Annotated in this window: 21 protein-coding genes; 12 read left to right on the forward strand and 9 right to left on the reverse strand. The window is 38.5% G+C overall.

Annotated elements, in window-relative coordinates:
• Positions 1-10 precede the first annotated feature (10 nt).
• Positions 11-1345: a saccharopine dehydrogenase family protein gene (locus tag EL17_RS11660; protein WP_035074148.1), complete on the forward strand. Its 1335-nt coding sequence runs from the start codon at positions 11-13 to the stop codon at positions 1343-1345.
• Here the strand turns inward: EL17_RS11660 and EL17_RS11665 are convergent.
• From EL17_RS11665 to aroQ, 6 genes are all read right to left on the reverse strand, one after another.
• The gene (locus tag EL17_RS11665) at positions 1342-2307 is read right to left on the reverse strand and encodes a bestrophin family protein (RefSeq protein WP_035074149.1); all 966 of its coding nucleotides are present in this window, start codon (positions 2305-2307) and stop codon (positions 1342-1344) included. The genes EL17_RS11660 and EL17_RS11665 overlap by 4 nt on opposite strands.
• Positions 2308-2433: 126 nt before the next feature.
• Complete coding sequence (locus EL17_RS11670) at positions 2434-3159, reverse strand: tRNA1(Val) (adenine(37)-N6)-methyltransferase (protein WP_035074151.1); 726 nt, start codon at positions 3157-3159, stop codon at positions 2434-2436.
• A gap of 3 nt (positions 3160-3162) precedes the next feature.
• Entirely contained in the window at positions 3163-3618 is a 456-nt protein-coding gene (gene rnhA, locus EL17_RS11675; RefSeq protein ID WP_035074153.1) for a ribonuclease HI, read from the reverse strand.
• A gap of 30 nt (positions 3619-3648) precedes the next feature.
• Entirely contained in the window at positions 3649-4215 is a 567-nt protein-coding gene (locus tag EL17_RS11680; RefSeq protein WP_035074155.1) for a MarC family protein, read from the reverse strand.
• Positions 4216-4271: 56 nt separating this feature from the next.
• Positions 4272-5327: an aminotransferase class V-fold PLP-dependent enzyme gene (locus EL17_RS11685; protein WP_035074157.1), complete on the reverse strand. Its 1056-nt coding sequence runs from the start codon at positions 5325-5327 to the stop codon at positions 4272-4274.
• Complete coding sequence (gene aroQ / locus EL17_RS11690; RefSeq protein ID WP_035074159.1) at positions 5324-5758, reverse strand: type II 3-dehydroquinate dehydratase; 435 nt, start codon at positions 5756-5758, stop codon at positions 5324-5326. The genes EL17_RS11685 and aroQ overlap by 4 nt, the downstream gene beginning before the upstream one ends.
• Positions 5759-5884: 126 nt before the next feature.
• Between aroQ and xerD the strand changes: the two genes are divergently transcribed.
• The 11 genes from xerD to EL17_RS11745 all read left to right on the forward strand — a co-directional run bounded on the left by xerD (position 5885) and on the right by EL17_RS11745 (position 20000).
• Complete coding sequence (xerD, locus tag EL17_RS11695) at positions 5885-6784, forward strand: site-specific tyrosine recombinase XerD (protein WP_035074161.1); 900 nt, start codon at positions 5885-5887, stop codon at positions 6782-6784.
• A 334-nt stretch (positions 6785-7118) separates the two neighbouring features.
• Positions 7119-8159, forward strand: coding sequence for a quinone-dependent dihydroorotate dehydrogenase (locus tag EL17_RS11700; protein WP_035074163.1), 1041 nt, complete (start codon positions 7119-7121; stop codon positions 8157-8159).
• Positions 8160-8201: 42 nt separating this feature from the next.
• Positions 8202-10688 (forward strand): FtsK/SpoIIIE family DNA translocase, encoded by a 2487-nt coding sequence (locus EL17_RS11705; RefSeq protein ID WP_035074165.1) that lies wholly within the window; start codon positions 8202-8204, stop codon positions 10686-10688.
• Between the two features lie 15 nt (positions 10689-10703).
• Entirely contained in the window at positions 10704-11357 is a 654-nt protein-coding gene (locus tag EL17_RS11710; protein WP_035074166.1) for a LolA family protein, read from the forward strand.
• A 470-nt stretch (positions 11358-11827) separates the two neighbouring features.
• The gene (locus EL17_RS11715; RefSeq protein WP_035074168.1) at positions 11828-12130 is read left to right on the forward strand and encodes a hypothetical protein; all 303 of its coding nucleotides are present in this window, start codon (positions 11828-11830) and stop codon (positions 12128-12130) included.
• A gap of 91 nt (positions 12131-12221) precedes the next feature.
• Positions 12222-13040 (forward strand): orotidine-5'-phosphate decarboxylase, encoded by an 819-nt coding sequence (gene pyrF, locus EL17_RS11720; protein WP_035074171.1) that lies wholly within the window; start codon positions 12222-12224, stop codon positions 13038-13040.
• A 192-nt stretch (positions 13041-13232) separates the two neighbouring features.
• Positions 13233-14528, forward strand: coding sequence for a DUF2851 family protein (locus EL17_RS11725; RefSeq protein WP_035074173.1), 1296 nt, complete (start codon positions 13233-13235; stop codon positions 14526-14528).
• Positions 14529-14585: 57 nt separating this feature from the next.
• Entirely contained in the window at positions 14586-15224 is a 639-nt protein-coding gene (locus EL17_RS11730; protein ID WP_035074175.1) for an acetyltransferase, read from the forward strand.
• 245 nt (positions 15225-15469) lie between these two features.
• On the forward strand, positions 15470-16450 hold the full coding sequence (gene trhO / locus EL17_RS11735; protein WP_035074177.1) for an oxygen-dependent tRNA uridine(34) hydroxylase TrhO: 981 nt from the start codon (positions 15470-15472) through the stop codon (positions 16448-16450).
• On the forward strand, positions 16447-17307 hold the full coding sequence (locus tag EL17_RS11740; protein WP_035074179.1) for a nucleoside phosphorylase: 861 nt from the start codon (positions 16447-16449) through the stop codon (positions 17305-17307). The genes trhO and EL17_RS11740 overlap by 4 nt, the downstream gene beginning before the upstream one ends.
• A gap of 260 nt (positions 17308-17567) precedes the next feature.
• On the forward strand, positions 17568-20000 hold the full coding sequence (locus tag EL17_RS11745; protein WP_035074181.1) for a TonB-dependent receptor domain-containing protein: 2433 nt from the start codon (positions 17568-17570) through the stop codon (positions 19998-20000).
• A gap of 40 nt (positions 20001-20040) precedes the next feature.
• On the opposite strand, the gene EL17_RS11750 is transcribed toward EL17_RS11745, so the two are convergent.
• The 3 genes from EL17_RS11750 to EL17_RS11760 all read right to left on the reverse strand — a co-directional run bounded on the left by EL17_RS11750 (position 20041) and on the right by EL17_RS11760 (position 23330).
• A complete protein-coding gene (locus tag EL17_RS11750) occupies positions 20041-21036 on the reverse strand; it encodes a flavin-containing monooxygenase (protein WP_051719966.1) in 996 nt (331 codons plus the stop codon).
• Positions 21037-21041: 5 nt separating this feature from the next.
• Complete coding sequence (locus EL17_RS11755; RefSeq protein WP_035074183.1) at positions 21042-22934, reverse strand: ABC-F family ATP-binding cassette domain-containing protein; 1893 nt, start codon at positions 22932-22934, stop codon at positions 21042-21044.
• An 84-nt stretch (positions 22935-23018) separates the two neighbouring features.
• Positions 23019-23330 (reverse strand): hypothetical protein, encoded by a 312-nt coding sequence (locus tag EL17_RS11760; RefSeq protein ID WP_035074185.1) that lies wholly within the window; start codon positions 23328-23330, stop codon positions 23019-23021.
• Positions 23331-23885 lie beyond the last annotated feature (555 nt).

A 23885-nucleotide genomic window follows, 5' to 3' on the forward strand; every position in this document is an offset into this window, starting at 1 on the left:
GTCTTAAAATATGAAAACAGTCTTAATAATCGGAGCAGGAAAATCTGCTACGGTTCTAATTGATTATTTAATGGAAACAGCCAAAGAAAAAAACAGGAAGGTGATCATTGCAGATGCCTCATTGGAAATGGCTCAAAAGAAAACCAGAGGACATACTACTGCCCGTGCAGCTCACTTGGATATACATGACAGGGAATTGAGACAAAAATTAATCCAGGAAGCTGACATCATAGTATCTATGTTACCTGCCTTTTTACACCCTATAGTAGCTAAGGACTGCCTGACTTTTGGAAAGCATTTTTTTAGCGCTTCTTATGAATCTGCAGCGTTGAAAGAAATGAGAAAGGAAATTGAAGAAAAAAACCTGCTCTTTCTAAACGAATGCGGTTTAGATCCTGGCCTGGACCATATGTCCGCTATGCAGATTATAGATAGGGAAAAGGCACAAGGTAATAGCATAACCCTGTTTAAATCTTACACCGGAGGTTTATTGGCTCCTGAGAGTGAAAATAATCCGTGGAAATACAAATTCACGTGGAATCCGCGCAATGTCATCTTGGCCGGCCAAGGCGTATCAAGATTTATCCGAAATGGCAAATTGAAATTTATCCCTTATCATATGCTGTTTAGAAGAACTGAAACTATCATCTTTGATAAGCTTGGAGCATATGATGGATATCCAAACCGGGATTCTTTAAGTTATCGCCATATATATGGTTTAGATGGTATTCCAACAATACTGCGGGGAACATTGCGCCGCTCAGGCTTCTGCAAAAGCTGGGATGTGTTTGTTCAACTGGGGATAACAGATGATTCTTTCGAAATGGACGTGCCAGAAGGCTTTACAATGAGGATGTTTATAAATTCTTTTCTTCCCTATCACGAAACCAAAACGGTGGAAGCAAAGTTGCTGGAATTACTGCCTTGGGTAGATGAAGACATTCTATTAAAGGTCAGGTGGACTGGGATTTTAGAGCACAGCCCATTGACATTGACAAAAGGAAGTCCTGCCCAAATCCTTCAATCGATTCTTGAAATGAAATGGCAGCTTCAGTCTGGGGATAAGGACATGATCGTCATGCAGCACCAATTTGAAATGGACACTCCAAAAGGCCGTAAATCCATCACCTCCAGCCTGATCCATATAGGAAAAGATCAACAACATACCGCTATGGCCAAGACTGTGGGATTACCACTTGCCATAGCAGCAGATCTCTTCATGGACGGAAAGATAGATAGCCGAGGTCTTAGACTTCCAATACATAGGGATATATACGCACCTGTCCTGGACAGGCTTAAAGAAGAAGGTATAATTTTTACCGAGATAGAAACAAAGCTAGATTAAAATACTATCCCATTTTCAGAATTGTATTTTTCTGGAAAGTTTTCCTGTGATTCCCTTAACTGCTCTCGGAGATTGGTCTCTATGGTCACACTTAGGGCAGTCATAGGAGTATCTTCGAGTCTGTTTTCAAATGGATCTTCTGTCCTTTCGCCTATAAGGTCAAGGGCCAAAAACACGAATGAGACTGCTAAAGCTATCGGTATGGTTTTCCAGCCTAGCTCACTGACAAACACCATGGGCAGTAATGTACAGTGGATCAGAACAAATATCCTAGAAAAATAGGTATATTGTCTTGGTAGGGGAGTATTTTTGATACGTTCGCTCATGCCCTGGATATCATTAAAATCCACGAGGGTCTCTTCCATCTTCACAAATCTGTAATCACTTAACCAGCCTCTTTGAAAAGCATATTTAAGGTCTTCGCCCTGTCGTTGGATCAGGTAATTGGGAGGATTGTTTTGCTTTTTGAAAATTTCAAATTCTTCAGAACTTAAAAATGGCTTAGCATCCAGGTAGGTATTTTCTTCTATAAACAATTCTTTAAGACTTGTTTTATTGTATTCCAGCTTCTTTCTAAGAAATACACGCAAAGCATTGACAAAAGCCAGGTGTCTATATACGAGTTTCTGATGGAACTCTCTGGCTTCTGCTTCTTCATCAATTGAAGTGGGTATAATAAGCGTCAACACCTGCCTGGTCCATGCCCTGCTGTAATTGACCATCAAACCCCAAATTTTTCTTGCTTCCCACCACCTGTCATAAGCATGATCATTTTTAAAACCCAAAAATATAGCCAATGCAGTACCTAGCGCAGCTATGGTATAAGATGGTATATTAAAAAAGATCACCTCATATACATCATGAAGTATTACGATAAGCGTAGATAAAATTATATAATAGAGCAGCTGTCTCCATGTATAGTGCAGTATCTGTTTAAATTTAATATTCCTACTTACGATCATATGTTTATATATTATATGTCAGATCTTAAATTCTTTGAATTCAAGACCGTAATGGTATTGAGCATGTCACATTTATTAAAGATCAAGGGCAATGTAAAGCCTAGACCTTTATAGCTAAAATAATACCTAAAATATTATAAGAAAGTCCTGAAGTAACGAAGCATAGGTTTCAGCATAATTTCCGTTATCATCTTTGATATTCATCTTTACATGATAAGGGCTGGTAGAAGCTCCAAAAGCAAAGGATGTGATCAATCTTATAGGTTTAGTAGCAGGCCTGTCCTTTACCTCCACTATTTCATGTGGGTACAACCCCTGTTTAGAAAGACAAATCTCCAATCGTTTCATTTGTACAGGAGGAAGGATAGCATAAAACTTCCCCTGAGGCGATAATAATTCTGCTATTCCTACACTGAGTTCTTCAAATGTCAATAAATCGGAGTGAAGTGCTATGTTTTTTTCAAGAGTCAGGGATTTTAGGTGATTATGATAATAAGGGGGATTGCTTACTATCAGGTCATACTTCTTACTCCCATTTAGACTATTAACATATTCTTGAAAGGGTATATGAAATACCTGCATTCTATCAGACCAGGGACTATTCTCAAAATTATCCTTAGCCTGTAAAAATGCTTTATATTCAATCTCTACACTACTGAGGTTAGAATATGGGTATCGCTGCGCCAGCATAAGGGAAATGACACCGGTACCCGCTCCTATGTCCAAAATATCCTCAGGCTGTACTGTCTCTGCTAAGGCGCCTAAAAGAACCGCATCTGTATTGACTTTTAAAGCACATTGGTCCTGTTTTACGATGAACTGTTTAAAAGTAAAGGGCCTGATGGTTTTCATTAACTACCCTCTATTGGTTTCATACCCTATGTCAGGTTTTGGTCCCGCAGTCATAGCGGCCATTACCGCCAAAGTATCACACCGCTCGTTTTCTATATTGCCGGCATGTCCTTTAACCCATACGAATTTAGGTTTGAACTTGATATGGAGCGGAATGTAACGCTTCCATAAATCTACATTTTTTTTATCTTTGAAGCCTTTTTTTTGCCAACTCCATATCCATCCTTTTTCTACTGCATCCACTACATATTTACTATCTGAATAAATCTGTACTGGCAGGCCTTCTACTTTTAGTTCTTCTAACCCCTTGATGACAGCCATCAATTCCATCCTGTTATTGGTAGTCAACCTAAAGCCCTCTGACAGCTCCTTTCTGTGCTGCTTATATATCATTACCGTGCCGTACCCTCCGGGGCCTGGATTGCCCTTAGCCGCTCCATCTGTGTAAATAGTAATCATATGTAAGTTATAATTTTATTTATAAAAGGATTAAAACAGATTGGTCTTAAAGATTTTGATGGCTATGGATAGCAATATGATACCAAAAATCCTTCTTAGCACATCCAGACCCGTTTTGCCCAATTTCATTTCCAGCCAATTAGTACTCTTTAAAACTACAAAGACTATTATCAAATTGATAACTATCCCTATCCCTATGTTAAATTGTGTGTATTCGGATTTTAGAGTCAATATAGTCGTAAGGGTTCCTGCTCCTGCTATGAGCGGAAAAGCTATAGGAACTATAGAGGCACTGGTGGTAGCTTCAGGGTCAGGTTTAAAAATCTCTATACCTAAAATCATCTCTGCCCCTAGGGCAAATATGATCAAAGCCCCTGCTATGGCAAAATCGTCTACTCCTATTCCAAAAAGATTTAGGATAGATTTTCCTACCAATAAAAACAATACCATCAGGATTCCTGCCGCTATAGTAGCTTTACCTGACTGTATATGACCTACTTTTTTCCGAAGATTGATAATGATAGGAATAGACCCCAATATATCGATGACAGAAAATAAAATAAGTGTAACAGAAAAAACCTCTCTTAAGTCAAACATCTATAGAATTTTTCCACAAAATTAGTTTTAAATTATATAGAAAACATATAACCTATTTAATATTCCTTCAAATAGTCAGTAAGTTTCTTAAACTGTTCATCAGAGATCACCGGGAAGTTTGCTACTCTAAAGGAAGTAGTTTTATATCCTCCATAGCCACTTCCCAATAATATACCGTGCTGTTCAGCGTCCTTTTTAATATCCCCTATCAATGATTCTTCCCCAGAAATCCCTAATACGGTGCGGCTCCTGAATTCTGGCATTTTGATGAGGTAGCGGTACTTGTCTTTACTTGCAACTATGTTTTCGAGCTCCTGCATTCTTTGACGGGTCCTTTTGTCTAGAAAATGTATTTCTTCTACATCCTTCAATAACCTCATCAGAAAATAAATACCCAGTACATTTGGGGTATAATGGGTCTGGTAGTTATCTGCATTTTCCACCATAAAACTGACGCTGTTATATCGCCCATGTTCGCCTATCTCGCTGGCTTTCTTTAAAGCTTTGGGGGATAATATAAGTATGCCTAGGCCAGAAGGCAAGCCAAAACACTTCTGTACAGATGCAAACCAGATATCGGCCTGGTGAAAATCCAGTTCAATTCCCCCCATGGAAGAGGTAGTATCTACGGCTATTAATTTGTGAGGAAACTTGCTTCTAATCTCTTCTATGACATGCAGGGGCACCTGAGAAGCATTAGCTGTTTCATTTTGGGTTATCGCGATAATATCCAACGCCTCAGGTACATCAAGATCATTTACCTGGAATCCTTCATCAGCAGAAAATTTAAAACCTGCAGTATGGGGAAGAATATTAGTGGCATAATCAAACCACTTTTTACCGAAAGCCCCAGAATAAAGGTGATAGGAGCCTTCTTTGGTAAGTGATTGTGAAATGATTTCCCAATTTTCTGTAGCACTAGAAGTAAACAGCAAGCGATAATCAGCGGGCAAGTGTAATTTTTCCTGAAATAACTGTATCACTTCTTGATACATGTTCATAAACATTTTACTTCTGTGATTGGCGCTTAATACATGGTGATTATAGGCGTCCTGAAAATATTGCGGTAATGCAGGATATACCTGCGATGGACCGGGAGAAAAAGAGATCATGATTTTTTGTTTTTTTGTAATAGAAAATAGTTTATACCCAGCCGATAACTATCAAGGCCCAGACCAGATATTAAACCCACGCATTCTTTACTGATTATACTCTTATGCCTAAATGCTTCCCTTTTGTAAATATTGGAGATATGTACTTCCAATACAGGGGTGGTCACCCCTGCAATGGCATCTGATATGGCTACAGAAGTATGCGTATATCCTCCGGCATTGAGTAATATACCATTCACCTCAAACCCTGCCAAATGGATAATGTCTATCAGTTCCCCTTCTATATTGCTTTGAAAATAGGTGATTTCAATTTCTGGAAAATCTCCTCTTAACACTTCTAAAAAATCCTCAAAGCTTTGGTGACCATAAATATCTGGTTCCCTCTTGCCCAATAGATTTAGATTTGGCCCGTTTATAATTAATATTTTCAAAATTTGCGATTTAATGTGTCCTTTCTCTGCTATGACTTATTCAGATCAAATTTAATGATTCAAAATTAGAACTCTTCCTACTACAGCACTTCTTTTGTATTTATATTTACCAAAACAGCTAGAAGAATGACCTGGGACAATGCCATAAAGCAATTTGAAAATTATTTAAAACTCGAAAGATCATTAAGTAAAAATTCAATAATGGCCTATAAGCAGGATGTGTCCAAGCTAAAGGCATATATGGAGCTATATATGCCACATATAGGTCCACTCGAAGTTACACTGCCCCAACTGCAGGATTTCACCGCAGAAATCGGCCAGGTGGGTGTATCTGAATATACCCAGGCAAGGATCATTTCAGGAATCAAGGCTTTTTATCATTTTTTGATGTACGAAGACAGGATAATCGAAGATCCTGCTCAGCTTTTGGAAGCTCCAAAACTCGGAAGAAAGCTGCCGGAAACACTTGATTTCTTGGAAATAACCATGCTTCTTGAGGGCATTAATCTTGGTGAGCCGGAAGGCCACAGAAACAGGGCTATGCTGGAGATCTTATATTCGAGCGGCCTCAGAGTATCTGAACTGGTAGATTTAAAGCTTTCTTCTGTATATAGAGATGTTGGATTTTTGAGGGTTATAGGAAAGGGCAATAAAGAACGGCTAGTACCTATCGGTTCAGAGGCATTAAAATTTCTGGACTTATATTTGTCACATTACAGACAGAAAATGGCTCCGGCCAAAGGTCATGAGGAAATCGTATTTTTAAATCGTAGGGGCAAAAAACTTTCTCGTGTCATGGTATTTTTGATTATCAAAAAACTGGCTGAAGAGATAGGACTCAAAAAATCAATCAGCCCCCACACTTTCCGTCATTCCTTTGCCACCCATCTGATAGAAGGAGGGGCAGACTTGAGGGCAGTTCAGGATATGTTGGGACATGAAAGTATCACCACCACAGAGATCTACACCCATTTGGATAGGGATTATCTGCGCCAGGTTTTGACTGAATTTCACCCTCGAAAATGAGTTGTTATTAATCATTATATAAAATTATCGAACATGAACAAAAAAAGAAACTTCCGTCCTTTGATGTATTTTTTGGGATTTATTATACTGGCACTTTTGGTGTTAATAGTTTACATCATGGTAAATCAGCCTGAGGTATAAAAAGTAGAATTGCCTATTCCGGATGATTGGCATGATACTATGGATCAGAATCTGTAAGATCAAGTCTTTTCTGCTATATATATATGAAGCTACTGGTAAACGCATAACATTGGGAAAGAAATGACGATGAAGTGTTTCAAATTTGACCTAACTTGCAGCGCAAATCTTACTGAGCATTTTAATACATAAGCTAGTGTACAAGTCTGTCATAAAACCCGTCCTTTTCAGGAAAAATCCAGAAGAAGCACATTACTTCACTTTTTCTGCTATAAAAAAGATATTTCACCTTCCTTTGGTCAATAAAGTTATTGATAAGCTTTTTGCCTATGAGGATAAAATATTAGAACGGGAAGTTTTCGGTCTTACATTTAAAAACCCGATAGGCCTGGCCGCGGGATTTGATAAAGATGCTACCTTAATAGACGAAATGGGTATGCTGGGATTTGGTTTTATAGAAATAGGAACCCTTACCCCCAAACCGCAGGAAGGAAACCCAAAACCAAGGCTTTTCAGACTTCCGAAAGACAAGGCACTTATTAACCGCATGGGGTTTAATAATGGAGGAGTAGATGGTGCCGTATCCCGTCTTAGCAATAGAAAAACCAAAGTGCTGATAGGAGGAAATATTGGGAAAAACAAAAACACACCGAATGATCAAGCAGAAAGTGATTATCTTTACTGCTTAGAAACACTCCATCCTTATGTAGACTACTTTGTGGTAAATGTAAGTTCACCCAATACCCCTAATCTCAGGGAGCTGCAAGAAAAAGAACCTTTAAAAAAGCTCTTATTAGCGGTGAAAAGGGCTAATGATAGAAAGTCTAAACCTAAACCTATACTTCTAAAAATAGCACCCGATCTGACTGAGGGACAACTGGATGACATCGTGGCCATCATACAGGAAACACATATAGATGGTATCATCGCTACCAATACTACTATAGACAGAAGCGGGTTAAGCACTAAGGCAAAAGAAGTAAACCATATGGGTGCTGGTGGTCTTAGTGGCGCCGTACTTAAAGACCGAAGTACAGCCGTGATAAAATACCTGGCAGATAAATCAAATAAGTCATTCCCCATCATAGGAGCAGGAGGCATATTCACGGCTGCGGATGCTATCGAAAAATTAGAAGCAGGAGCCTCACTGGTACAGGTTTACACAGGCATGATCTATGAAGGACCGAGTATAGTAAAAAAAATTAAAAAGGGCCTAGTCCAATATTATAGAAGCTGAGATTTTATATATTTCAGATTAGATTAAACCAATAAGCATCAAATGGCTTCAAATACTTATAAATCCAATACTTTTAGAAAAAAGGAAAATGCTAAAACGGCTCAGAAAAAGAAGGTCCGTCCTACATTTTCTATAGGTTTCTTGAAAGACAAAAAAATAGGCCTATCTCTTGGTATCGTGTTTATGATGGTGGCTTTATTCTTGTTTTTTGCCTTTCTGGGGTACCTGTTTTCAGGACAGGCTGATCAGAGTGTGGTACTTGCTGAAAATATGATAGACAGAGAAAATGCTGCTGAAGCTAGAAACTGGCTAGGCTTTACAGGTGCCACTGTATCCCACTACATGATCTTCAGATGGTTCGGCATAGCAGCATTTTTACTTCCCCCATACCTCTTTTTCCTTGGATTTAAACTTGCATTTAAAAAATCGCTCATCAGCTTGTCCAGCTATAGCACGTTTGCCCTTTTCTTTATTTTCTGGCTTGGCCTTCTGACTGGGTATGTAGTCCATATACTGGATAACTATAGCTACCTGGGTTTTCTTAGTGGTGGATTTGGTTATGAAATGGCTCAATTTGCGGATGATTTTTTAGGCTGGGGAACATTTATTCTGATTTTTGGATCTTTATTGATTTTCGTGATCTTCTTTTTTAATATAGACCAACTTAACGGTTTTTCATTTAGCAGTGATGCCGACACTGGTGACCGTACCACAGCAGATGATAATTCAGCGCTGGAAGAGGATGAAGATGATTTGTTGGAAGATGACTTTGAAGATGATACATATATAGAAGAGGAATTGGTTCTTGATAAATCAAAAAAAGAAGAGGTAGAGCTCGCGGATAGCAGTACATGGGCCATTAAAAATGATCCCGCTCCATCTAAAAAATCTCCTTCTGAACCTACCTTTAGCATTGAAAGTCCAGAAGGAGATGAAATCATAGAAGAAAAGCCGCAGGAGGACAGGAAATTTAGCGTGGAAAAGCCCGTGGAAGAAAAAACTGAAGATGAGGTTCAGAACCTGGCCCCATATGATCCTACTTTGGACTTGCCAAAATATCAATATCCTATCTTGGACCTGCTGAATGAATATGACCTGCAGAAAGTAACTGTAAGCAAACAGGAACTGGAGGATAATAAAGACAAGATAGTAGAAACCCTGGTGAACTTTAAAATAGGTATACAGGGCATAAAAGCGACTATAGGGCCTACTGTTACGCTTTATGAAATAGTACCAGATCCGGGGGTTAAGATCTCGAAGATTAAAAATCTGGAAGATGACATCGCACTGAGCTTAGCCGCTTTGGGCATCAGGATCATAGCTCCTATCCCTGGTAAGGGCACCATAGGTATTGAAGTACCTAATAAAAACAGGGAACTCGTACCGGCCCGCTCAGTATTGGGCACAGAAAAGTTTATGAAGAGTGATAAAGAACTACCGGTAGCTTTGGGCAAGACCATTTCCAATGAAGTATTTGTGATGGACCTGGCCAAAATGCCCCACCTTCTGATGGCCGGTGCTACAGGCCAGGGTAAGTCAGTAGGGCTTAACATGATCCTGGCTTCTTTGGTATATAAAAAGCATCCATCACAACTGAAATTTGTACTGGTCGATCCTAAAAAAGTAGAATTAACATTATTTAATAAAATAGAAAGACACTTCCTGGCCAAACTTCCTGGTGCTGAGGAAGCAATTATTACTGATACCAAAAAAGTGATCTATACTTTAAATTCACTCTGTATAGAAATGGATAACCGGTATGATCTGCTTAAGGATGGAGGCTGCCGAAACCTGAAGGAATATAACGCCAAATTCATCGCCAGAAGGCTTAACCCTGAAAAAGGACACCGGTATATGCCCTATATCGTCCTAGTAATAGATGAACTTGCCGACCTGATGATGACAGCAGGCAAAGAAGTGGAGGCACCTATAGCCCGACTGGCACAGCTGGCCAGAGCTATTGGGATCCATCTGGTGGTGGCTACTCAGAGGCCATCGGTAAATGTAATTACGGGTATCATTAAAGCAAACTTCCCTGCCCGTCTTTCTTTCAGGGTAACTTCTAAGATAGATAGCCGTACAATACTTGATGCCGGCGGAGCAGAGCAGCTTATCGGGATGGGAGACATGCTATTGTCACAGGGATCAGAAGTGACCCGAATCCAATGTGCATTTCTAGACACCCCTGAGGTAGAAGCCGTCTGCGACTGGATCGGAGAACAGAACGGGTACAGTGATGCTTACATTCTACCTGAATTTGCTGGGGAAGATGGAGACCACAGTCCGGGGGACATAGATCTATCCGATAGAGACCCCTTATTTGATGATGCGGCCAGACTGATCGTTATGCACCAGCAGGGCAGTACATCATTGATACAAAGAAAGTTAAAATTAGGATACAATAGAGCAGGTAGAATAGTTGACCAATTAGAGGCAGCCGGTATAGTAGGTGCTTTTGAAGGAAGTAAAGCCAGAGAAGTACTGGTTCAGGATGAACATAGCTTGGAACAATTATTGAATAGGCTCTAAACAAATAACAAAGTCATGAATCTAAAGAAATTTATTCCGTTAATCCTTTGTTTGGGAGTCATATTTTCTGCTCATGCACAGAAAGATCCCAAAGCCAAAGCCATATTGGATGCTGTCAGCAAAAAATATCAATCACTGGATGGTCTAAAAGCCACCTTTGAATATACCTTTATCCATGAAAGAGATGGTATCAACCAGACCAATACAGGAGAAGTGGCTGTCAAAGGTGACAAGTACAGGTTAAACCTAGATGATCAAGAAATCTACAATAATGGTAAAACATCATGGACCCTGATCAAATCTGATAGCTATAAAGAAGTGACGATAAGTGATGTGGATACAGACTTCGACGAACTAACTCCATCTAATATCTATAACCTTTATAAAAAGGGTTATAACTATAGACTATTGGGTGACAGAACTATCAATAGCAGATCTGTTCAGGAAGTAGAGCTTACTGCAGAAAAAAAAGGATCTCAGATCCAAAGGGTCAAAATCATGGTGGATAAATCAACCAATGACTTGATCGGCTGGGAAATGCATGACAATACAGGTGGTCTACTTCAGTATAAATTTAAAGATGTGGACAGTAAAGTCAAATTAAATGACAGCTATTTTGCTTTTGATAAGACCAAGCACCCAGGAGTGGAAGTTATAGATTTAAGGTAACCCAGCACCGCTTTTATGGCCAGTCAGGATAGACTGGCTTTTTTTATGTTATAGATTATCTCTATGTGCACAGACTTTTCACCTTTCAAGGGGCCGGAATGGATCTCATTTGCAAAAAGAGCTATAATGTATGATATATCAGTCATGCTAACTTTTTGATAAACAATTTTTTATGGTTTAACATAAAAGCTTTAGTTTTATTTTTCAGCTAATCATATTTGATGATGAAACTAAAATTTATATACCTATCGGTTAATCTTTTTTTGATATCGTACTGCTCACAAGCCTAACAGACCCAACTTATCCCTATTCTATAAGCTGAACCAGGTTTACATGGCTTAGGGTTAGGCTACGAAATCCCTTTTGACCATAATTGGATAGGGGAAATAAACCTTCATGCCGGGGGCGGTTTTAATGTAAATACCGCTAACGAAGTCTCCTTCCACTATGCTGAGTTTCCTTCTATCCATTTGAGCCCAGCACCAAAAAGAAATTACAATCTGCATAAAAGTAGGAGGAATCCAGCCAATAATGCAGGAAATTATATCACTGCCCAAGTCAAATTTGTATCTCAAGGCTTGATCCAGCGTTCAGGGGATATGGATCTCCCCCCTATCTCTCCTCCTATACAAGCTGTTCTGATCACTGAAGTACATTTGGGCTTGCAGCGAAGTATAAGCAATAGACTTTTTTTCATTGCTAAAATCGGTGTAGGATACCTGTTGGATTTTCACCAATCGAGCAGCACTATTTTATGCACGGGAGGGGTATAATTGGCTTATCATCTTAAATAGATAGCAGATAATCCTACAACAGCCACATATTTAGGCATTTTTTTATAATTTTGCCATAAATCAGTTATTTATGACCAAGGCAGAACTCATAGCTCAAATCGAAAAAAAATCTTCTTTCCTATGCGTAGGCCTAGATACTGATATAGCAAAAATCCCTTCCTACCTCCATTCCTTGCCAGACCCCATATTTGAATTTAACAGGCAGATCATAGATCATACCGCGGAATATGCTGTGGCCTATAAACCAAACATTGCCTTTTATGAAGCCATGGGACCAAAAGGTTGGGAATCTCTTCAGCGAACTTTAGAATATATCCCTAAGGACATATTCACCATAGCCGATGCAAAAAGAGGAGATATTGGAAATACATCTGGGCTATATGCCAAAGCGTTTTTTGAAAGCATGGAATTCGATTCCATCACTGTAGCCCCATATATGGGAGTAGACAGTGTAAAACCATTTTTAGAATTTGAAAACAAATGGGTTATACTGTTGGCACTTACATCCAATGCTGGAAGCCATGACTTTCAATTAACCTTATCTAAGAATGGCAAGCCACTATTTCAGGAAGTCCTCGAAAAAAGTCAGCAATGGGGAAACCACGCAAACATGATGTATGTAGTAGGCGCTACGCGTGGAGAAAAAATCGCCGAGGTAAGACAAATTGTACCTGATCATTTTTTCCTGGTGCCAGGAGTAGGTGCACAGGGAGGAAGCCTAGAAGAAGTAGCCAGATATGGCATGAACAAAGATTGTGGATTGTTGGTAAACTCATCGAGAGGCATCATCTATGCTTCAAGTGACGGAGATTTTGCCTTAAGAGCTGGTGAGGAAGCCAAAAAGCTTCAAGAAGAAATGAAAATATTACTCCAGAAATATATGAATTGAATAAAATCATAAAGGATATTATAAAAATTGCATTTTTTAAACTAACTTACTTGGAGTAAATTAGGTATGAACCTAATCTTGAGCTTAAAAATTCTGACCATAGTCTCTTTTACTATGATCTAAAGTATAATTTTATTAGGAGTACGATTTCACACAAGTCTTTGTACATTTTTAACCATTAATTTTTTACTTATGGTCTTCCAAGAAAACTTTCTCCATCTGGTATGGAAATATCAGTATTTTGAAAAAACACAACTGACCACTACTGATCAAGTCCCACTGGAAATAAAAAAAATAGGATATCATAATTTTCATGAAGGCCCTGATTTTTTTGAATCCCATATCCAGTTGGATGCCGTAGCTTATTTTGGAAACGTAGAAATCCATCTGCGGTCATCTGATTGGAATAATCATCATCACCAGCATGATGAAAGATATGAGAGCGTGATACTCCATGTGGTATATGAACATGATCATGAGATTTTTCATCCTGACGGTACCCGTATTCCTACCCTAGAGCTGAAAGGGAAAATTTATCTGGATGTCCTTCGTAATTATGAAAAGTTATTAAATGGGCCAAACCACATACTTTGCTCCGACTCATTACCAGAAACCTCAACTATCATAAAATTTTCTATGCTCGAGAAAGCACTTGTAGAAAGGTTTGGGCAGAAAAGTAAACTTATCACTCAGCTTTTAGAAGATAATAAAGGTGACTGGGAAGAAACTACCTACCAGTGGCTGTTTTATAGTTTTGGCTTTAAGACGAATAGTGCAGCTATGCTTGAGTTAGCTAAATGTACCCCTTACCGGATACTTAAAAAACATGCTCCAAATGTGGGCATTATAGAATCCATCCTTTTAGGTCAAGCTGATCTTTTGGGAACAGATATACCTGACGAATACACCTCTTTCCTACTAAAAGAATATGACTTTTATGCCCGGAAGTATAGATTTGACAGCGGACTTTATCCATCATCTTGGAAATTCATGGGAGTCAGGCCGGGTAATTTCCCTACCGTCAGGATAGCTCAGGTGGCCTCCATTTTATCTAATACACCCAATCTTTTTTCCTCCATTATTAATCCACAGAATGATACCACTTCCATAAAACAGATTTTTAATTATGGTATATCTGACTATTGGCGTCACCATTACAGGCCTGGAAAAATGTCAAAAAAAGTACTGGGGAAAACCCTCTCAAGTCAATCCATTTATTTGCTATCCATAAATTTCATTGTACCGCTTTGGTATGTCTATGGCCAATATGTGGATGACAATACATGGCAAGAAAAATGTTTTGATCTACTTCAGGAGATGGAGGCTGAACAGAATTATATCATCAAAAGATTCAGGCAGATCCAGTGGCATCCCGAAAATGCCTATGACAGTCAAGGTATGATCGGTCTGCATAATAATTACTGCCTTCAGAAAAAATGTCTTGAATGTAAAATTGGACAGAACCTACTCCGTCCGGTAAAGAAATGATTTTTTGCTTCCAACCGGATTTTACCGTAATTTTGCCCCTTCATTAATTTACATTTCATGGAAAAACCAGTAATAATATTTGGAGCAAAAGGCATAGCGCGTCCTGCATTGGAAATATTCAACAGCAATGAGGTCGTGGTATATGGCTTTTTGGACGAAGATGAGCAGTTACATGGGACAGAGATCAATGTAGTGTCTGTACTGGGCAATCCAGAAGATGATGGGTTTCTAAAACTGATCGGGCAGAAATGTGAAGCATTTGTCGCCATCGATGACAATAAATACAGGCAGTTTATCGTCAAAATGCTCAATGACCGCAGAAAAACACAACCCATAAATGCGATTCATAAAGAAGCATATATCTCTACTGATGCAGAATTAGGTCATGGTAATTTTATAAATGCCAAAGTAAATATCGGTACAGGTGTTAAAATAGGATCACATGGTATCTTCCATTCAGGGGCCACTATTGACCATCAGGCAGAGTTAGAAGATTTTGTCCAGATAGGTGCAGGCACGATTATTAATTCCAGTGTCAAAATTGGTAAAGGTGCCTTCATCGGATCAGGTGCAGTGATCGTATCAGGGGTAACTATCGGGAAAAATGCCAGGATCGGAGCAGGCTCTATCGTGATAGCTGATGTAGCTGAAGAAGATACTGTATTTGGCAATCCTGCGGCAAGTATTAAAAAGTGAAAATCGATGACCTAAGGTCATTACCGCGTAAAGTTTCCACTAAAGTATGATTTTTACACATAGTATCGGCAGCGTAGAAATTATGACCCTTAGAGTAACATAATAATTGGATGCATTGTCTTAAGATGTATGCATTATATCCAATTAAAAAAACAATATCTTTAATAATCCGGACTTTTGTATAAAGGCATTTAATAAAATTTATCTTCAATCAAATCACCCTGCAGAAACAGGGCACAGGTTTTATGGAAAATCAAACTTACAATATCCTCCTTTATTACTGCTATGCAGAAATAACAGATCCTGAAATTTATCGGGAAGAACATCACTTATTTTGTGTCGAGAACAATATCCGAGGGAGAATCATCATCTCATCTGAAGGGTTGAACGGCACCGTATCAGGGCTCATGGAAGACTGTGAGAAATACATGGCTTATGTAAAATCTGATCCAAGGTTTGCCAAAACGGAATTTAAAATAGATACCCACCACCAGCATGCTTTTGCCAAAATTCATGTAAGGGCAAAGGAAGAAATAGTCCATTCCAGTCTGAGGCACATCAATCCAAATATACGTACCGGAAAGCATTTGGCTCCCAAAGAATTTAAAGCGCTCAAAGACCAGGATGATGTGGTCATATTGGACGTGAGGTCTAATTATGAACATGAATTGGGGAAATTTAAAAATGCCATCACGTTGGATATTGAAAACTTCAGAGATTTTCCTGACAAAGTAAAAGAGCTTGAGCACCTCAAAGACAAGAAAATACTTACTTATTGTACCGGCGGTATTAAATGTGAAAAAGCCAGTGCTTACCTTCTTGAACAGGGATTTGAAGATGTATACCAACTGCACGGCGGGATCATCAAATATGGCATTGAGGCTGAGGGGGAAGATTTTGAAGGTAAGTGCTATGTATTTGATAATCGGCTGGCAGTAGATATCAATAAAGTAAATCCTACAGTGGTCTCCACCTGCCACGTATGTAATGCCAAATCAGACAGGATGGTAAACTGTGCCAATCCTACCTGTAATATACACGTGCCTATATGTGAAAAATGTGGCTGGGAACTGGAGGGAGCCTGTTCTGATGCCTGTAAAGACCACCCGGAAAAAAGGCCCTATAATGGCACCGGATATTATCAGAAAAAAACCAATGGATACAATCCCTATAAAGGCTTAAACCGTGTCCCAAATAAAGCTAAAATAAAAGCCAGCATGAAATGACCAAAATCATCCCTGCATCTGAACTGATCATCAATCCGGACGGAAGCATCTATCATTTAAATATTAAACCAGAGGACATCTCTTCTACAATCATTGCTGTAGGGGATCCAGAGCGGGTAGCGGCTATATCAAAACATTTTGATAGCCTCGAATTCAGTATGGCAAAAAGGGAATTTGTCACCCACACCGGCATGTACAGAGGAAAAAGGCTGACCGTAATGAGCACAGGGATGGGAACAGACAACATTGAGATATTCATGACCGAACTGGATGCCCTGGTAAACATAGATCTGAAAACACGCATACCAAAAGCAACACATACCACCCTAGAAATAGTAAGGGTAGGAACATCCGGTAGCATGCGAAACGAAATTAAAGCAGGCTCTAAACTAGCCTCTGAATTTGGTATAGGTATGGATACGCTGATGACCTATTATACAGCTGATCAAAGTGACTTTGAAAAAAAGGTTGGTATAACCGTACAGGCTGCACTTGGACTTCCATTTACACCCTATTGTTTCCAAGGATCTCAAAAGCTATTGGACAGGTTATCTAAAAACCTGATAATAGGTAATACAGTAACTTGTCCTGGATTTTTTGGTCCACAGGGAAGGGAAGTAAGGTTGAAGCCTGCCATACCTGATATCATAGAACGACTCGGAGCTGTAGAACTGGATAATTTTAAACTTACAAATTTTGAAATGGAAACAGCCGGATATTATGCAATGGGAAGACTGCTAGGTCATGAAGTTTTAAGCCTAAATGCCATAGTGGCCAACCGTATCTCACTGCAAATGGCCGAGGATCCGGGGGCGATAATAGATGACCTAATCCTGCATACTTTACAAAACATCTAAACAGAGGAATCCACCTCTGTTTTTTTTTGCCTTACCGTTCATATAACTTTTGTGATATTCTTGAACCTTTTGGTTAAACAAAAGTTTTTATGTAAATATTCATATTCAATTAAGTAAATATCTGTACTACAATAAGTTTATTGATATACTCATAAAACTAAGTCCGTTTATCCATTTATCTTTCCACTGAGAAAAAGAACCCCATTTCGCAATATATAATTTTGCATATTAGTTCATATAGCACCATCTAAAAATACGCCATGAAATCATATTTAGGATTATTTATATCATTTTTTTTATTTTTCTTATCCGTTGATACCGTAGCCCAAAATGTCAGGTTAAAAGGCCGAGTCGTAGATAGAGATACTGGTGATCCTTTAGAATTTGCGAACATTGCACTACTGTCTCCACGCGACTCTGCACTAGTAACTGGCGGAACAGCAGAACTAGATGGTAATTTTAGTTTTACAGCAGTAGCAGGGGAATATATTGTAAGGGCTGGTTTTATTGGGTATGAACAAGGATATAAAAATGTGACTATAGGAGATAAAGCTGAAATAAACTTAGGTAGATTCAGATTGGTATCTACCGCTGAGGCATTAGATGAAGTGGTAGTAGAAGGGGTGACTTCTATGTTTGAAAGCGATATCGATAAAAGAAGTTATAATGTAGAGAATAGTATCGTAGCCGAAGGAGCCACAGCATCAGAACTACTAGGTACATTACCATCCATTCAAATGGATGATGAAGGAGGTATCACGATGAGGGGAAGCGGGAACATATTAATTTATATAAATGGCCGACCTTCTAACCTTTCAGGGGACGATGCAGAATCTATATTGGCCCAATTCCCTGCTAGTAGCATTAAAAGCGTGGAACTCATTACTAATCCCTCATCCAGATATGATGCCTCTGGAGTAGGCGGTATCATAAACATCATACTTAAAAAAGATCAGAGGCTGGGAGTAAACGGCCAGGCAAATGTTTCAGTAGGGACGAGAGATAAATACAATGCCGGTATTAATATTAATTACGGAGGAGAAAAAATAAACTACTTTGGTTCCTATAATTATCAGGACAGAACACTTTTTAGAGAATCAGAAGCCTTACGTTCTACCAACATTCCTGGTGCCTCTCCATTTTTGGACCAAGATGGCTATGGGGAAAATAGAGATAGAAACCATTTTATGAGAGCTGGATTTGACTATACACCATCGGAGAATAGTACCTTCAGCTTTTATGGTCAGGCTAACGTGCGGGAAAGGTCAGGCTTTAACGAATTAAATCAGAGAAGTCAAAATGCAGCCCGTCAATTGGACAGTCTATATGTAAGAAATGAAAATGATCATAGAAGTAGTTTTAATATAGAAACAGGATTAAGCTTTACCCATGACTTTGATACTTTAGGACAACAAGTATTCACCTCTCTATCCTATAGCCGAGATGAAAGAGACCAAACTGAGCTTTTTGATCAACTTTTCTATAACTCTTTTATGGAAGAGGTACCACAAAACTTTTTAAGCCAAACCAACATAAGACCTCAGGTCAGTGATCTATATATCTATCAGCTGGATTATATTAAACCATTTCAGGGAGGAGGTAATCTAGAAGCTGGACTTAAGGGTACTTTTGGTGTCTGGGACCGGGGTCAGGAATTTTTCCAGGCAGATGAAGATTCTAATTTTCAACCTATACGAAATGATACGATAAGTGACAACTTTACTTTTCGAGAAGATGTATATGCAGCTTATACAGCCTATAGAAATAGAACAGGTAAATTAGGATATCAGGTTGGTTTAAGAGGGGAATACACAGAAACTATTGGATACCAAACCAATACCGATCAGGAATTTATTAATAATTACTTTAATCTCTTCCCAAGTGCATATATCAATTATAATCTAGCCGGGCCTGAAGAAGAATTACGGGTAAATTATAGCAGAAGAATATCAAGACCAAACATATGGGGATTGGCTCCATTCTACAGAGTGAGTGACTTACTCAATATTGGCATAGGAAATCCTAATCTACAGCCTGAACTAACTGACAGTTATGAATTGGGATATCAAAACAGTTGGGGTAATTACCTTTTCACAGGAACGGTCTATCACCGGTACTCTACAAATGTACAGACAAGGGTAATAGCACTATTAGATAATAATGTGGCAGTACAGACCCGTGAGAATGCCGCCAGTAGGAGCAATACAGGTCTAGAATTAATTAATCAGTTTGAATTTACAAATTGGTGGGATATGATGATTTCAGCAGATTTATTTTATTCAGAAATCAGAGGAGAAAACATAGAAGCAGGTTTTACCAATAGCAATTTTAGCTGGACGCTCAATTTAATTTCTAACATCAACATCCCCAATTTTGCTAGTATACAGATTCAGGGAGATTATAGGGGACCAATCGTATTGCCTCAGGGAGAAATAGAACCGTTATACGGGTTAAATATAGGGGCAAAGAAAAATATATTAAACGACAGGGCCACTATAAGCCTAAATGTAAGCGATGTTTTCAATACCAGGGTATTTAGGATTACCACCGAAGATGCTCGCTTTGACCAAAGGAGAGTTTTCAATCGTGAAACCAGGATTGGCACCCTTACTTTTACCTATAGATTCGGTGGATTTAGAGACAGATCAGAAAGAGAAAGAGATAGCGATTATGATGAAGAAAGTGAATTCTAACCTTATAGATAATATTACCGAATTAAATATATAAGTTAAATTATATATGGTCTAAAATATACCGGACATCATCCAATGCTATATTTGGATTTAATGAATGGTGGCTCCTTTGATAAGGAACACCTATAAAAAACAAGCCAGGTATGGAAGCTATACCCCGGTCATTTCTGAGTTGTATTAAATCTATCTCAAAATGGGGTATATTAATCAAATTATAATCTGGATCATACCCATCCGAAAATATAATAAAATCATATTGAGCTGAAGTCCCATCATCAAAAGCTACAAGACTTCCATTTGCGTCTTCTACTTTCGATCTCTTCGTTACCTTTTTTAATTTTGATTTTAGATCATCACATATAAATATCGGTTGAGCTTCTGAGGTCGTATTTTTATTCCATTTTATCTTCTCCTTCCACCAATGAATATGTTTGCCCAATACATATAAAGGAGTATGCTTTATCTTTGGATCCCTCGCCCATTCCACTTCAAAATATTTAATAAGCTCTGCCGCTATCTGGGCCGAACTATTTCCATTACCAGAAACAAGTACTTTTTTCCCCTTTACTGATACAGGATTACGATATTTTTTTAGGTGAATACTGGGTACGGCCAGTTTATGAATCCATTGAGGAATAACCGGATTCTCTCGCATACCATTTGCCATAATCAGCATGTCAGCGGTGAATATTCCCTGATCGGTTTTTACCACATATTTATTATCAGCCAAGGAGATGGATTTAACTTCTACATTGGTAAGCACCGGTATATCAAGATGGTCTATATACCTTTCGTTATAGTCCGCCATTTGATTTTTTGTAGGCCTGGCATCATCATCCAATGCTATAGGAAGCCCTGGTAAAGTAGCATATTTGGCAGGAGAAAAAAGCTTCATCGATTCGAAACGTTGCCTCCAGTTATCTCCTACCCTGTCATTTTTCTCTAAAATTAAAAAATCTTTTCCCTGTTGTTTTAAATAATAACTGATCGTTAATCCATAATGACTGGCTCCTACGACTAAAATATTCTTATGCATACGATTTAGCTAATACCATCTAGTTCACTTAATTCTAACCACCTAAATTCAAGATCTTCGAGCTTTTCATCAATTAATTTAATTTTATTTGACCACTCTATAAGCTCTCCATGGTTTTCAGATCCAAGAGCTATTTTATTAATCAACTCCTCTTTTTGAGTATTCAATATTGCTATGTCCTTACCTATCTCTTCAAATTCCTTTTGTTCTTTAAAGGAAGCCTTGTTTTTTTTATTCTCCTCCTGTTTCTTATCTGCTCCTTTTTGTTCGGTGGATTTTACATTTGTGGTATTGGATTGCCCTTCCTGCTTTTCCCATTCCCTAAGTTCGGTATAGTTACCAGGAAAATCCTTTACTTTTCCTTTTCCCTGAAAAACAAACAAATGCTCTACCAGTCGATCCATAAAATACCTATCGTGAGATACTATGATAAGACAGCCTGGAAAATCATCCAGAAATTCTTCAAGGGTATTCAAGGTCATGATATCCAAATCATTGGTAGGTTCATCTAGAATTAAAAAATTGGGATTGGTGATCAAAACCATCAATAGTTGCAACCTTCTTCTTTCACCACCACTTAATTTTGCAATAGGGGTATGTTGTTGTTTTGGTGGAAACCCGAATCTCGTCAAGAACTGGGCAATAGTAATAGTACTCCCACCTCCGATGGTAACTACTTCTGCCACTTCTTTTACTATGTCATATAGTCTTTTGGTTTCATCAAAGGAAGTCTCTTCCTGTTTATAATAGCCAAAAGCAGTAGTTTGTCCTATGGCCACTTTACCCGAATCTGGGGCAAGCTTACCGATGATCATATTTAAAAAAGTAGTCTTCCCTGCTCCATTTGGACCCACTATCCCTATTTTATCACCTTTTTTAAAGGTATAGGTAAAATCTTCTACTATTTTCTTGTCCCCAAAGGACTTATTTAAGTCTTCTATTTCAATAATTTTATTGCCCAAACGCTGTGCTGTGACAGAGAGCGAAATATCCCTCTCCTCTTTTTTGTTAAAAGCTTTTTCTTTGACGTCTTCAAAAGCATCTACTCTATATTTAGCTTTTGTAGTCCGGGCTTTGGGCTGCCTGCGGATCCAGTCCAATTCTTTTTTGTATAGGCTTCTGGCCTTATCCAGCTCTACTTCCTCATTTTCCCTACGCTCTTCTTTTTTGTCTAAAAAATAACCATAGTTACCGCTATATCGATAAATCTGCCCACTATCAAGTTCTAATATTTCATTGGTCACCTTCTCTAGAAAATACCTGTCATGCGTTACCATGAATAGGGATAGATTAGCTTTGGACAGGTAATCTTCCAACCATTCTATGGTTTCAAGATCCAGGTGATTGGTCGGTTCATCTAAAAGCAATAGATCGGGCTTTTCCAAAATCGCTTTAGCTAATGCAACTCTTTTTCTTTGACCACCTGACAAATTGCCAACAGGTAGGTCTACATCGTGCAGTCCGAGTTTTCCTAGAATTTCCTTAACTTGGTATTCAAAATCCCAAGCCTGAAGGGCATCCATTTTTTCAAATATTTTATTTAAAAGATCAGAGTTATCTATTCCATTCTGAGAATCTAACATCGCCTTATTATAATCCTGAATTATTTGAAGCGTATCATTGCTACTTCCTTCAAATATGGTTTGGTAGATGGTCAAACCAGCAGCAAATACGGGGTTTTGATGTACATAGCTGATCTTTACGTTTTGATTCAGTGCTACCTCTCCGGCATCTGGCACTTCCAGTTTCATGATGATTTTCATCAAGGTGGATTTCCCAGCACCGTTGATCCCTACCAATGCTACTTTTTGGCCCTGCTCTATACCAAATGAAATGTTTTTGAAAAGGACTTTATCACCAAAGGATTTGGTAAGGCTTTCTATAGATAAATAATTCATGCACAAAATTAATCAAAATAAATCCTATAAAAGAAAAAGCCGACAACATATGCAGCTCAGATGAAAAAATATTGCTCGTATTGATTATTTGGAAAATACGGATTTCACCGCTTGCACTAAATGATGGAATGCCAATACTACATGATCTCTGGATTTTAGAAAGTCGGGCTCCGCATTTTTAAAATTTTCGTTATACGATTTTTCAAATGATTGCTTTCTTTTCTGAAACTCTTTTTCTAGGGATTCTTTATTCAGGTTCAGATCCTTTATTTTCTTTTCTATCTCAATCTGAGCCTCACCAGTAGCCTCTGCTGCTTTGGCTATTAATTCTTCGATCTTAGCCCCCACCTCTTGCAGGAGTTTCTCTACTTCCTCAAATGAATTCTTACTAGACATAATGATAATTTTAAATAAAAATACTCATTTTATTTGACAAAGTCTTATAAAATTAAAAAGGCGCTACTATACCTACTAATCAAAAGATTCTAAGGATAACTATTTAAGGATTTCAGGCGGTGACACACACTTAACCGCTATTTCCATAGGGCATATGTATAATGTATAGTGTCAATGAAACTATCCGATTATAGCGGAGGGAGGAATAGAAAAGTTACCATCCATAACAATTGGAGGATTCAATGATGACGGGTATTCTGTCTATGTGGTACTAAATAAAATCAATACAGGTATTGAATCTTATATAGCAGTTACTATCTGCGAAGTTTGCATTTGATTCACTTACCCTAGTTCACTAGACACATTTAAATTGCACTTAAGGCATCTATAAAAGGGCATCTACAATAGCTATTCCCAGCGGATTTTACACATTATCGGACCTAAGTGGAGTATAACCGTAACGGTAGGGATTTGCCTCACTGGAGGTATGGAATAGGAAGAAATGGGAACTGCTGTTTTTGAGAATCAGGCCAGCGGCTGTAGTAATAGATGTCC

The organism is Anditalea andensis (genome assembly GCF_000714815.1).
In the GTDB taxonomy this organism is placed as follows: Bacteria; Bacteroidota; Bacteroidia; order Cytophagales; family Cyclobacteriaceae; genus Anditalea; species Anditalea andensis.

Coding starts and splice junctions, on each gene's coding strand:
- EL17_RS11725 (WP_035074173.1), top strand. CDS start 13,233: ATGGTCTTCCAAGAAAACTTTCTCCATCTGGTATGGAAATATCAGTAT.
- EL17_RS11705 (WP_035074165.1), top strand. CDS start 8,202: ATGGCTTCAAATACTTATAAATCCAATACTTTTAGAAAAAAGGAAAAT.
- EL17_RS11685 (WP_035074157.1), bottom strand. CDS start 5,327: ATGATCTCTTTTTCTCCCGGTCCATCGCAGGTATATCCTGCATTACCG.
- EL17_RS11680 (WP_035074155.1), bottom strand. CDS start 4,215: ATGTTTGACTTAAGAGAGGTTTTTTCTGTTACACTTATTTTATTTTCT.
- EL17_RS11660 (WP_035074148.1), top strand. CDS start 11: ATGAAAACAGTCTTAATAATCGGAGCAGGAAAATCTGCTACGGTTCTA.
- pyrF (WP_035074171.1), top strand. CDS start 12,222: ATGACCAAGGCAGAACTCATAGCTCAAATCGAAAAAAAATCTTCTTTC.
- EL17_RS11730 (WP_035074175.1), top strand. CDS start 14,586: ATGGAAAAACCAGTAATAATATTTGGAGCAAAAGGCATAGCGCGTCCT.
- rnhA (WP_035074153.1), bottom strand. CDS start 3,618: ATGATTACTATTTACACAGATGGAGCGGCTAAGGGCAATCCAGGCCCC.
- EL17_RS11750 (WP_051719966.1), bottom strand. CDS start 21,036: ATGCATAAGAATATTTTAGTCGTAGGAGCCAGTCATTATGGATTAACG.
- EL17_RS11745 (WP_035074181.1), top strand. CDS start 17,568: ATGAAATCATATTTAGGATTATTTATATCATTTTTTTTATTTTTCTTA.
- EL17_RS11670 (WP_035074151.1), bottom strand. CDS start 3,159: ATGAAAACCATCAGGCCCTTTACTTTTAAACAGTTCATCGTAAAACAG.
- xerD (WP_035074161.1), top strand. CDS start 5,885: ATGACCTGGGACAATGCCATAAAGCAATTTGAAAATTATTTAAAACTC.
- EL17_RS11710 (WP_035074166.1), top strand. CDS start 10,704: ATGAATCTAAAGAAATTTATTCCGTTAATCCTTTGTTTGGGAGTCATA.
- EL17_RS11755 (WP_035074183.1), bottom strand. CDS start 22,934: ATGAATTATTTATCTATAGAAAGCCTTACCAAATCCTTTGGTGATAAA.
- EL17_RS11665 (WP_035074149.1), bottom strand. CDS start 2,307: ATGATCGTAAGTAGGAATATTAAATTTAAACAGATACTGCACTATACA.
- trhO (WP_035074177.1), top strand. CDS start 15,470: ATGGAAAATCAAACTTACAATATCCTCCTTTATTACTGCTATGCAGAA.
- EL17_RS11740 (WP_035074179.1), top strand. CDS start 16,447: ATGACCAAAATCATCCCTGCATCTGAACTGATCATCAATCCGGACGGA.
- EL17_RS11760 (WP_035074185.1), bottom strand. CDS start 23,330: ATGTCTAGTAAGAATTCATTTGAGGAAGTAGAGAAACTCCTGCAAGAG.